The 10,790-nt window shown below is 67.3% G+C and carries 11 protein-coding genes; 9 read left to right on the top strand and 2 right to left on the bottom strand.

Features of this window, described 5'->3' with window-relative positions:
* Positions 1–4: 4 nt before the first annotated feature.
* The 6 genes from DIE06_RS10555 to DIE06_RS10530 all read left to right on the top strand — a co-directional run bounded on the left by DIE06_RS10555 (position 5) and on the right by DIE06_RS10530 (position 6,582).
* Complete coding sequence (locus tag DIE06_RS10555; RefSeq protein ID WP_124661374.1) at positions 5–1,381, top strand: lysine N(6)-hydroxylase/L-ornithine N(5)-oxygenase family protein; 1,377 nt, start codon at positions 5–7, stop codon at positions 1,379–1,381.
* Positions 1,382–1,427: 46 nt separating this feature from the next.
* On the top strand, positions 1,428–3,677 hold the full coding sequence (locus tag DIE06_RS10550; RefSeq protein WP_124661373.1) for a TonB-dependent siderophore receptor: 2,250 nt from the start codon (positions 1,428–1,430) through the stop codon (positions 3,675–3,677).
* Between the two features lie 86 nt (positions 3,678–3,763).
* The gene (locus tag DIE06_RS10545) at positions 3,764–4,603 is read left to right on the top strand and encodes a formyltransferase family protein (RefSeq protein WP_124661372.1); all 840 of its coding nucleotides are present in this window, start codon (positions 3,764–3,766) and stop codon (positions 4,601–4,603) included.
* Entirely contained in the window at positions 4,603–5,619 is a 1,017-nt protein-coding gene (locus tag DIE06_RS10540) for a GNAT family N-acetyltransferase (RefSeq protein ID WP_124661371.1), read from the top strand. The genes DIE06_RS10545 and DIE06_RS10540 overlap by 1 nt, the downstream gene beginning before the upstream one ends.
* Positions 5,620–5,896: 277 nt before the next feature.
* Positions 5,897–6,163, top strand: a complete 267-nt coding sequence (vapB, locus tag DIE06_RS10535; RefSeq protein ID WP_124661370.1) for a type II toxin-antitoxin system VapB family antitoxin — start codon at positions 5,897–5,899, stop codon at positions 6,161–6,163.
* A complete protein-coding gene (locus DIE06_RS10530) occupies positions 6,160–6,582 on the top strand; it encodes a PIN domain-containing protein (RefSeq protein ID WP_124661369.1) in 423 nt (140 codons plus the stop codon). The genes vapB and DIE06_RS10530 overlap by 4 nt, the downstream gene beginning before the upstream one ends.
* A gap of 42 nt (positions 6,583–6,624) precedes the next feature.
* On the opposite strand, the gene DIE06_RS10525 is transcribed toward DIE06_RS10530, so the two are convergent.
* Both DIE06_RS10525 and DIE06_RS10520 read right to left on the bottom strand, forming a co-directional pair.
* Positions 6,625–7,530, bottom strand: a complete 906-nt coding sequence (locus DIE06_RS10525; RefSeq protein WP_124661368.1) for a nucleotidyl transferase AbiEii/AbiGii toxin family protein — start codon at positions 7,528–7,530, stop codon at positions 6,625–6,627.
* Entirely contained in the window at positions 7,499–8,566 is a 1,068-nt protein-coding gene (locus DIE06_RS10520; RefSeq protein WP_124661367.1) for a type IV toxin-antitoxin system AbiEi family antitoxin, read from the bottom strand. Before DIE06_RS10520 ends, DIE06_RS10525 begins: the two co-directional genes overlap by 32 nt.
* Before the next feature lie 356 nt (positions 8,567–8,922).
* Between DIE06_RS10520 and DIE06_RS10515 the strand changes: the two genes are divergently transcribed.
* The 3 genes from DIE06_RS10515 (at position 8,923) to DIE06_RS10505 (ending at position 10,733) form a co-directional block, all read left to right on the top strand.
* Entirely contained in the window at positions 8,923–10,086 is a 1,164-nt protein-coding gene (locus DIE06_RS10515; RefSeq protein WP_124661366.1) for a M20 aminoacylase family protein, read from the top strand.
* Between the two features lie 112 nt (positions 10,087–10,198).
* A complete protein-coding gene (locus DIE06_RS10510; RefSeq protein WP_124661365.1) occupies positions 10,199–10,444 on the top strand; it encodes a type II toxin-antitoxin system ParD family antitoxin in 246 nt (81 codons plus the stop codon).
* Positions 10,434–10,733, top strand: coding sequence for a type II toxin-antitoxin system RelE/ParE family toxin (locus DIE06_RS10505; RefSeq protein ID WP_124661364.1), 300 nt, complete (start codon positions 10,434–10,436; stop codon positions 10,731–10,733). Before DIE06_RS10510 ends, DIE06_RS10505 begins: the two co-directional genes overlap by 11 nt.
* The last annotated feature ends 57 nt before the right edge of the window (positions 10,734–10,790 follow it).

The following is a 10,790-nucleotide window of genomic DNA, read 5'->3' as shown; positions in this document are numbered from 1 at the left end:
AGACATGCAGAGAGAAACCGTATTCGACCTGATCGGCGTCGGCTTCGGGCCGTCGAACCTGGCGCTGGCCGTGCGCCTCGAGGAGCGGCGCGCGGCGCGCCCGCTCGCGCATTGCTTCATCGAACGCCAGCCGGAATTCGGCTGGCACCGCGGCATGCTGCTCGACGACTGCAGGATGCAGATCTCGTTTCTGAAGGATCTCGTCACGATGCGCGATCCGAAGAGCCGCTACACGTTCATCAACTATCTGTTCGAACGTGGCCGGCTGAACGAATTCGTGAACCTGAAGAACTTCTATCCGACCCGCGTCGAATTCCACGACTACCTGAGCTGGGTCGCGGACGCGTTCGACGAGCACGTCCACTACAGCGAGACCGTCACGGCGATCGAGCCCGTGCGCGGCGACGGCGCGCGGATCGATGCACTGCGCGTGCTGTCGCGCGATGCGGCCGGCCGCGAGCGCCAGCGCGTGACGCGTGCGCTGTCGGTCGGCGTCGGCGGCACGCCGGCGGTGCCGGCCGCATTCGCCGCGCTCGGCCGCGATCGCGTGATCCATTCGTCATCCTACCTGACCGACATCGACCGGCTGGTCGCGTCGCCGGACGGCGAGCGCCGCCGCGTCGCGGTGATCGGCGCGGGGCAGAGCGCGGCCGAGGTGTTCATCGACCTCGCGCGCCGCTTCCCGCACGTCGACGCGAGCCTCGTGATGCGCGCGGGCGCATTGAAACCGGCCGACGACAGCCCGTTCGTCAACGAGATCTTCAGCCCCGAGTTCACCGACATCGTCTACGCGCAGCCGCACGACGCGCGCCGCGCGCTGCTCGAGCGCTATCGCGACACCAACTACGCGGTGGTCGACCGGCCGCTGATCGAGCAGATCTACGAAATGCTGTACCTGCAGCGCATCGACGGCACGCCGCGCCATGCGCTGCTCGCGAACAGCGCGATCGAGGGCGTGGTGCGCACCGCCGACGGCCGCATCGAGATGACGCTGCGCGACCGGATGAACGGTGCCACGCGCGTCGAGCGCTTCGACGCGCTCGTGCTCGCGACCGGCTACCGGCGCGACACGCATTCGGCGCTGCTCGAGGGGCTAGTGCCGCATCTGGGCGATGCGCTCACGCGCGGCGACGTCACGCGCGACTACCTGCTCGCGACGCCCGAGCACTTCGCGCCGCGCATCTACCTGCAAGGCTGCTGCGAAGACAGCCACGGCCTGTCCGACACGCTGCTGTCGGTCCTGGCGCGCCGCGCGGACGAGATCTGCGCGTCGCTCGAAGAAGGGATCGCGCCCGCCCATGACGATGGCGCGGCCCGGGCACTGCACGAACAACGACATCACAACGGGGCGAGCGCGGGCCGCATGGCTTTCGCTCTTTGACAAAGGCGCGGTCGGAGACCGCATCGAAAAAGTGGAGCAGAGAAAGATGGAGTGGGCAACAGGCACGCGTGTGCGTGCGATCGCAGCCGCGGCGAGCGTGGCGTTCGGGATGGCGGCAGGGCACGCATTCGCCCAGACGGCACCGGCCGTGAACGCAGGCGCCGCGGCGTCGGCCGGCAGTACGCAGAATGGTGTGGCGGCCAGTAAGGCGGCCAGCGCGCCGAATGGCTCGACGTCCGGCGCGCTGCCGGCGATCAACGTCAACGCGGGCTCCGAAGGCGACGGCACGGTCGGGCTCGTCGCGAAGCGCAGCCGCAGCGGCACGAAGACCGACACCGCGATCAATGAAATCCCGCAGACGATCAACGTCGTCACCGCGCAGCAGATCGAGATGACCGGTGCGACCGACGTGAACGCGGCGCTGCGCTACGTGCCGGGCTTCTCGTCGTACGGCTCGGACAACCGTTCCGACTGGTACGCGGCGCTGCGCGGCTTCACGCCGACCGCGTACGTGAACGGACTGCAGGTGCCGAACACGATCAACCTGGCGAGCTGGCGCGTCGATCCGTACATGATCGACAGCATTACCGTGCTGCGTGGGCCGACGTCGGTGCTGTACGGCGCGGGCGATCCGGGTGCGATCATCGACGTGCAGACCAAGACGGCCGACGGCGAGCGCGTGCGCGAAGCCGGCGTGCAGTTCGGCAACTATGCGCGCAAGCAGTTCATGATCGACGTCGGCGACAAGCTCGATGCGGACGGCAAATATGCGTACCGATTCGTCGGTGTCGCACGCGACGGCAACGCGCTGACGGGCCCGAACAACGACCAGCGCGTCGCGCTCGCGCCGTCGTTCCGCTGGCGCCCGGACGCGGATACGTCGCTGACGCTGTCCGCCACGTACCTGCAGGACTGGGGCGACATCTCGTCGAACTTCCTGCCCGCACAGGGCACCGTGCTGCCGAACCCGAACGGGCAGATCAACAAGGACGTGTACGAAGGCGACGGCGACTTCAACTACTACCGCAAGAAGCAGTGGTCGCTCGGCTATCAGTTCGAGCGGAACCTGAACCCGATGTGGACGTTCCGGCAGAACGTGCGCTGGATGCACCTGTCGCTCGACAACGGATCGGTGTTCGGCAACGGCTTCGTCGACGGCAGCCTGACCGACGTGTCGCGCTGGGCCGGCGTGTTCCAGATGAACTACAGCCGCTTCGACATCGACAACAACGTGCAGGGCCGCTTCGGCACGGGCCCGCTCGAGCACACGCTGCTGCTCGGCTTCCAGTACAACCGGCAGACCGCGACCGACAGCGAATGGCTCGCCGCCGCGCCGCCGCTGAACATCTACAACCCGGTCTACCTGCCGGTGACGACGTCGGTGTTCAATCCGGACTCGACGTTCCGCACCAACACGTACACGACGATGAACACCTTCGGCCTGTACGCGCAGGACCAGATCAAGTGGAACCGCTGGACGCTGACGCTCGGCGGCCGCGAGGACTGGGTCGACATGCGAATGGACGACCGCGCGGGCGGCACGCAGTCGAAGGCCGACGTCACGGCGTTTACCGGCCGTGTCGGCCTGACGTACCAGGGCGACTACGGGCTGTCGCCGTACATCAGCTACGCGACGTCGTTCAACCCGCTGATCGGCGTGAACCTGCTCGGCGGCGGCCTGCCGCAGCCGACGCGCGGCAAGCAGATCGAGGCCGGCCTGCGCTGGCAGCCGGCCGGCCGGAACCTGATGCTGAACGCGGCGATCTACCAGATCAACCAGACCAACGTACTCACGCCGGCGCCGACCGATCTCGACGATACCGGCACGAAGTCCGTGCAGACGGGCGAAGTGCGTTCGCGCGGGATCGAACTGAGCGCGACCGGCAAGCTCACGCGAAACCTGTCGCTGATCGCGTCGTACGTCTACCAGGACGTGAAGAACGTGAAGGCCAACGACGCATCGCTGAACAACTGGCCGGTCGACATTCCGCGGCCGCGCCAGATGGCGTCTCTGTGGACCGACTGGACGTGGCACACGGGGCCGCTCGCGGGCCTCGGCCTCGGCGGCGGCATTCGCTACCAGAGCGCGTCGGCCGGCGCGGCCGACAATTCGTTGACGGTATCGAGCGTCACGCTGTTCGACGCGGGCGTGCACTACGACACACGTAACTGGCGCTTTGCCGTAAACGGGACGAACCTGTTCAACCGTCACTACATCAGCGGTTGCCAGTCGACGAACGTCTGCATTTTCGGTACCGACCGCACGGTGATCGCCACCGCGAAATACAACTGGTGACGCCGCGCGCCGCGGCGCGCCCGCCGGCCTTCGGGCCGGTGCGGGCGGACCGCGGCGCCGTCGTCCGCTCTTTCCACGACGCCTCCATGCCGAAGAAAAATCTCGTCTACATCCAGTCGCTGCGCAACGGCGCGGCCGATCGCGCCGGCCAGCCGGTCGCTTACCAGGGCGGCACGCGCTACATGAAGGCGCCGCTCGAATTCCTCGTCGAGCGCCTGAACGACTCGCCGCTCGGCGAACGCTATGCGCTCCAGGGCGTGATCGTCGACGACGACGAAGGCTCGCCGGCCGACCGCGCGAAGGTCGCCGACTACGGCTTCGCGCGCACGCCGGGCCGCCCGTGGATCCTGCCCGACGGGCTGACGGTGCAGGGCCGGCCGGTCGACGAACTGTTCTGCACGATTGCGTCGACGTACCGCCGGCTGCCGCGCGACGCACGCGAGCGCGTGACGGGCAAGCAGGCGTTCGAGCGCCGCCTGCTCGAACGCCTGCTCGAACTCGACGCCGACGTGGTCGTGCTCGACGGGCTGCTCGTGATCGTCGACGAGCTCGTGCGTCCCGGCGCGCGCTTTCACCGCCGCATCGCGAACATCCACCCCGGCATCACGGCCGACGATTCGCCGTACCAGCGGCGCGGCGCGTGGGCGACGCTCGACGCGCTGCACGGCGCGCGCGGCGAGCGGGTCGACTGGGCAAGCGGCGCGACCTCGCGCATCGAACCCGTGACGATGACCGGCGCATCGTTCCACTACGTCGACAACGGCATCGATTCCGGCGAGGTGATCTGCGACGTGCTCGACACGCCGATCGCGCCGGACGACACGATTCTCGAACTGCGCTGGAACAACTTCCAGCGCAGCCTGTTTCCGGCGCTCGAGCGGGGGCTTCACATCCTCGCCGATCGCCACGACGCGGGAGCACTGTGATGGAAGACACGCTGACCAAACCGGCCAACGCGACAGACGCGGTCGAAGGCGAGGTGGCCGCGGCACTCGACGGTGCCGCGCAAGAGCAGGAGCCGCCCGCCGTCGAGCGCACGCTCGACGCGTGGCGGCCCGACGATCCGCCGGCCGCGCTGCTCGCGGAATTCGTCGCGCTGTTCAACACGGACACGCGGCACGACGCGGCGACGGTATCGGTGCCGCTCGATGGCGCGGCTCCGGCGGCCGTCGCGTCGTACGTCGACCGCGCGGTGCGCGAAGGCGTGATCGACGACGCGCAGGTCGCGGGCGACCGGCTGCGCCTGAGCGCGTCGCGCGCGACGTTCTGGCAGAACCCGCGGCCGTGGCTGAAGGCACCCGCGTCGGGCGGGATGCCGCTGCGCTACACGATCACGAACGGTCATCGGCATCCGGTGCGGCCGCCGTCGCCGGCCGGCGAGATCTATGCGCGCGACATGCCGCAGGTCGGGATGACGTTCAGCCTGCGCACCGTCGACATCGCTGCGCATGCGCAGCTGTTCAGCGACTGGATGAACCTCGATCGCGTCGCGCATTTCTGGGATCAGCGCGGCACGCGCGACGAGCACGCCGCGTATCTCGCGGAGCGGCTCGCCGATCCGCACATGCATCCGATGATCGGCTATTTCGACGACACGCCGTTCGGCTATTTCGAGTTCTACTGGGCGAAGGAGGACCGCCTCGCACCGTTCTACGACGCGCATGACTACGATCGCGGGCTGCACCTGCTGATCGGCGACTCGCGCTTCCAGAGCGCGGGCAAGCTGCATGCATGGTGGAGCGGGGTGCTGCACTACATGTTCGTCGACGAACCGCGCACGCAGCGGCTCGTCGGCGAGCCGCGCGTCGATCACGTGCGCCATATCGCATACATGCACCGGCTCGGGTTCCATACGCTGAAGGAGTTCGACTTCCCGCACAAGCGCGCGGCGCTCACCGTGATGGCGCGCGAGACATTCTTCGACACTTTCCGGTTGCCGTGACGGGACGGGTGCGCGAAGCGTCGATGTGTCGATGTGTCGATTTGCAAGCGTCGACGTTTCGCGCGGCGAGAAGGGGGCGGGCATCGGCCGTTCGGGATATGGATCGGGCGAGCAGCATGAGGAAGAATGGACCGCTCCCTCATCGCCGACAGGTCACGAAAACATGGCAAGCACACCCGCGACGGCATCGGGCGCGATTCCCGATCCATGCTCCCCAACATTGACATATGCTGGCATATGTCTAGAATGGGCGCATCGTACTCCCATGGAGTGGCTCATGCGCACCGTTTCCATTTTCAAGAACGCCCGTAACCAGGCAATCCGCATCCCGAAGGACATGGAATTCGAGGGTGTGACGGAACTCGAAATCCGCCGCGAGGGCGACACGCTGCTGCTGCGTCCGGTGCGGCCGACGTGGCTGTCGTTCGCAAGTGAACCGCTGGCCGATGCCGATTTCCTCGTCGAGCGCCCGGCTGTCGTCGAATCCGGCCGTTTCGACCTGTCCGGTGCCGATGACGACGCACCGACGGAGTCGGGCCGGTGACCACGCTTTACATGCTCGATACGAATATCTGTTCGTTCATCATGCGCGAGCGGCCGCCCGTGGTGTTGTCCCGGTTGCAGTCGTGCGTCAATGCGCAGCACCGGATCGTCGTGTCGGCGATTACCTATGCCGAAATGCGGTTCGGCGCGATCGGCAGAAAGGCATCGCCGAAGCATGCGGAACTCGTGACGGCCTTTGTCGCGCGGCTGGACGGCGTGCTGTCGTGGGATACCGCGGCGGTCGATGCAACAGCGGCGATTCGCATCGACCTAGCCGCACGCGGCACGCCGATCGGCGCGAACGATGCGTCGATCGCCGGTCACGCGATCGCGGCCGGGGCCGTGCTCGTCACGAACAATCGTCGCGAGTTCAGCCGCGTCGCGGGGTTGTCGCTCGAAGACTGGGCAGCCTCCGCCTAGCGCCGGGAATGCGCGATGGCGTTGCCGTCGCGCGATCGCACGTCAGGTGCGGGGCACGGGCGGATCCGCGAGGAAAGCGCCACGGAATGCGTCGAGATACCGGTCGGCGTCATCGCTGAATTCGCCCGGCAGCAGCGCGAACGCGCGGGCCTGCAGATCCTGCCCGAGCGTCGCGTAAGTCGCGTCGTCGGATAACAGCGCGCGGATCGCATCGTGCGTCTGCGGCGCAGCAATCCGCTTCGCATCGCGCGCCAGCAGCGCCGCCGCCGCCAGCTCCGGCTGGAAGCCGTGCCGCTCGAGCAGGTCGGGCGCAACGTCCCAGATGCGCTCGCGATTGCCCGCGTCGTGAAAATGCGTGAGCAGGAACAGCAGGTCGTATGCGTCGCTGTTCTGGCGCGCGCGCCGGTCCTTCCACGCAAGCAGCTTCAACAGCGCAAGGGCAGGCAGGCTCGCCACCGGCACCGCGATGCCGGCCCCGATCGACACGGCCAGCGCGGTATCGACCGCCTCCTGAAAGCCCAGCACGTTCAGCACGACATCGCCGCCCGGCGGCCACGCGATTTCGCCGGGCGGCGCTTCGAGCGGCCCGAACGGCACGAGATCGAGCTCCGTGCGAAAGCCTTGCGTTCCGCTGTCGAACAGCAGTTTCTGCTGATGCTTCGGCGCGCGCGCGAATTGTCCGGTCGCGACAAGCGCCTCGACGAGCCGTTCGTGAAACGGCCAGCTCACCGCGCACACCGCGATGTCGACGTCGCGCGTCGCACGCACTGGCCGGATGCCGTGGACATGCCACATCAGGATGTCGCGCGCGGTTGCGCCGGCGACGACGAATGCCGCGTCGAGTGGCGCGCAGGCCGCACGGACCGCCTGCAGCAGCGCGACCGCCGCCGGCTCGAGCGGCCGGCGCGCGTCGACTTCAAGCGGGCGGGTGGGCGAGGTATCGGTCATGGAGGTGTTCGGCGGCGGCGAGATTGCGGCTGTCCCCGGACGAGACGAGATCCGCGTAGATCAGCAGCGGCGGCACGAGCGGCACGTCCTGCTCGCGCCAGTCGAGCGCCGGCGACGGCGGCCAGAATGCTTCGAGCAGCTCGACGTCGCCGCGCTCGTCCGGGCGCAGGCGCGCCTGGAGCAGCAGGCGGTTCGACACGGCGCCGTGCGTATAGACGGTGATCGCGGCCGGCTTCAGGTCGTGCGTCAGCAGGTCGGCCGCGGGTTCGCCGCCGAGCCGCGCGTCGAACGCCGCGAAATCGAAGCCGCGCCACCAGTCGGGCGCGAGCGCGGCAAACCGCCGGCTCGGCAGTTTCGCGCGCAGGCGGCTCGGGTACAGCGCGACCCATTCCCGCACGAAGCCCGGCCAGTCGGGAAACACGCGTTCGCCGTTGCGCCGCTGCGCGACGAGGCCGCGTGCGATCAGGTCGTCCATCGCGAGATTGACCGTGCCGAGCGCGACGCCCGACGCAGCGGCGATCGCCCGGAGCGGTTGCGCGACGAGGCCTGGTTGCGTCGCGAGCGCGAACATCACGGCGAGCCCCTTGGGCGTTGTCGCGCGCGATGCCGGCCGGCGCGGCGTGCGTGCAGGTTTCGGCCGGCCGGAGATCATCACGGTCGCCTCCGGCTGGATCAGGCACGCATTGCCGGCGGTATCGAGATACGGGATCTCGTGCTCGATCAGGCGGGCGGCCAGTTCGGCGGAAAAATACGGCGCGACCAGCATCAGCGGCCGCTCGCCGGGCGTCGGGGTAGCGCGGCGGCGTAACGCGGCGAGCGCGCCTTGCAGCGATTCGACACCGACGCTCACAACCGCCGGCATCTCGAAGGTCTGCCCGGCAATGCCGAAGCGAATCATTGCGTCGGCATGCGCGTGGTAGGCGGCCGGCACGCGCACGGGCCGTGCGTCGAAGCGCCGGGTCGCGCGTTCGAACGCGGCGCAGGCTTCGTCGAGCACGTGCTGTTCCGATATCGGCAGGGTGGCGTTCTCGGGCATCGGGGCGGATCGCTTGTTCACTTTTTCATCAGCGTACACAAAAAATGTACAACCGTCAAAAAATGAACAAATACGCTCAAACCGTTGATGTGACGGAGTTATTTCCGAATGACGCATGGCAATCAACGATCGCTCCCACCTGAAAAATCGACACCGAACACACAGTGTCGCGAATCCTGATCGGGCGCGGCAGTCACCCGGATGGCCGGTTTCCTCCCGTCGGGCGATTCGTCGCGTGCCACCCTGATCGACCGGCAACTCCAGGTTGTCGCCACGACGACTTTATGTCTGTCCGGTTGCCGTCCAACCGACTATCCTTGCCTGCACATTCCCCATCGAACCCAGGAGACGACACCGTGACGCACAGCGTGATCCCCGCAGGCCTCGCCGACGAAATGATCGAGATCCGCCACCGCATTCATGCCCACCCCGAACTGGGCTTCGAGGAATTCGCGACGAGCGACCTCGTCGCCGGGCAGTTGCAGGCGTGGGGCTATACGGTGCATCGCGGGCTCGGCGGCACGGGCGTCGTCGCGCAGTTGAAGGTCGGCAGCGGCACGCAGCGCCTCGGCCTGCGCGCCGACATGGACGCGCTGCCGATCCATGAGTCGACCGGCCTGCCGTACCAGAGCACGATTCCCGGCAAGATGCATGCGTGCGGTCACGACGGCCATACGGCGATGCTGCTCGCGGCCGCGAAGCACCTGGCGCGCGAGCGCCGCTTTTCCGGCACGCTGAACCTGATTTTCCAGCCGGCCGAGGAAGGGCTCGGCGGCGCGAAGAAAATGCTCGACGACGGGCTGTTCGAGCAGTTCCCGTGCGATGCGATCTTCGCGATGCACAACATGCCGGGCTTCCCGACCGGCAAGTTCGGCTTCCTGCCGGGGCCGTTCATGGCCTCGTCGGACACGGTGATCGTCGACGTGCAGGGGCGCGGCGGCCACGGCGCGGTGCCGCACAAGGCGATCGACCCGGTCGTCGTGTGCGCGCAAATCGTCATCGCGCTGCAGACGATCGTGTCGCGCAACGTATCGCCGCTCGACATGGCGATCGTCACGGTCGGCGCGATCCACGCGGGCGAGGCGCCGAACGTGATTCCCGACCGCGCGCAGATGCGCCTGTCCGTGCGCGCGCTGAGGCCCGAGGTGCGCGACCTGCTCGAGACGCGCATCAAGGAGGTCATTCATGCGCAGGCGGCGGTGTTCGGCGCAACCGCGACGATCGACTACCAGCGCCGCTACCCGGTACTCGTCAACGATGCTGAGATGACGGCATTCGCACGCGGCGTCGCGCGCGAGTGGGTCGGCGACGCGAACCTGATCGACGGGATGGTGCCGCTCACCGGCAGCGAGGATTTCGCGTTCCTGCTCGAGAAGCGGCCGGGCTGCTACCTGATCATCGGCAATGGCGACGGGGAGGGCGGCTGCATGGTGCACAACCCTGGCTATGACTTCAATGACGCGGCACTGCCGACCGGTGCCTCGTACTGGGTCAAGCTGGCGGAGGCGTTTCTGGCGTGACGGAGCGTGCGGCGTGAGGTCCGGGGCCGCTCATCGGTGAGCCGACGCGCCGGCCGAACGCAATGTGTACCAAATTTTGGTATCTGATGGTTGCCTTGAAAAGGAGTGACCCATGCCCCGAAACACATCCGTTTCCCTTGGTGACCACTTTGCCGAATTCGTCGATGCTAAAGTGCAATCCGGGCGATATGGCTCTGCAAGCGATGTCGTACGGGCCGGTTCGCGGCTCCTCGAGTCACACGAAACGCAGGTGCGTGCGTTGCAAGAAGCGTTGAAGGCCGGTGAAGCCTCGGGAGCGCCCAAGCCATTCGATAGCGAGGCGTTCCTGACGCGCGTGCGGGGATCGCATGGCGGTTAAAGGTCGACAGCTTCAATCGACCCCTCTGGCCGAACTCGATCTCGAAGACATTTGGCGCGATACCGCCAAGCATTGGTCGATCGGGCAGGCAGACCACTACCATCGCGATCCGATTGCAACCATGGAAGCGCTGGCGCGCGGCGAAAAGGTCGGCCGGACTTGCGTTGTTCGCGATGGCTATTGCCGGTACGCAGTGAGCTCACACGTCGTGTTCTATCGCGAAACGAACGACTCGCTCGATGTCATCCGGATTCTGCATCAGCGAATGGACATCGAGCGGCATCTGTAATCACGCGCACCGCGCAGTGCGATCATGCCGAAACGGCCCGCCATTCCGGTATGACAC

The sequence above is a fragment of the Burkholderia sp. Bp8998 genome (assembly GCF_003854235.1).
Taxonomy (GTDB): Bacteria; Pseudomonadota; Gammaproteobacteria; order Burkholderiales; family Burkholderiaceae; genus Burkholderia.
This window is presented reverse-complemented; position numbering and strand designations above follow the sequence as displayed.

Bases quoted from the DNA above. Each gene is read 5' to 3' on its own strand.
- vapB (WP_124661370.1), top strand. From the start codon at position 5,897: ATGCGCACCGTTTCCATTTTCAAGAACGCCCGTAACCAGGCAATCCGC.
- DIE06_RS10555 (WP_124661374.1), top strand. From the start codon at position 5: ATGCAGAGAGAAACCGTATTCGACCTGATCGGCGTCGGCTTCGGGCCG.
- DIE06_RS10510 (WP_124661365.1), top strand. From the start codon at position 10,199: ATGCCCCGAAACACATCCGTTTCCCTTGGTGACCACTTTGCCGAATTC.
- DIE06_RS10550 (WP_124661373.1), top strand. From the start codon at position 1,428: ATGGAGTGGGCAACAGGCACGCGTGTGCGTGCGATCGCAGCCGCGGCG.
- DIE06_RS10545 (WP_124661372.1), top strand. From the start codon at position 3,764: ATGCCGAAGAAAAATCTCGTCTACATCCAGTCGCTGCGCAACGGCGCG.
- DIE06_RS10525 (WP_124661368.1), bottom strand. From the start codon at position 7,530: ATGACCGATACCTCGCCCACCCGCCCGCTTGAAGTCGACGCGCGCCGG.
- DIE06_RS10520 (WP_124661367.1), bottom strand. From the start codon at position 8,566: ATGCCCGAGAACGCCACCCTGCCGATATCGGAACAGCACGTGCTCGAC.
- DIE06_RS10540 (WP_124661371.1), top strand. From the start codon at position 4,603: ATGGAAGACACGCTGACCAAACCGGCCAACGCGACAGACGCGGTCGAA.
- DIE06_RS10505 (WP_124661364.1), top strand. From the start codon at position 10,434: ATGGCGGTTAAAGGTCGACAGCTTCAATCGACCCCTCTGGCCGAACTC.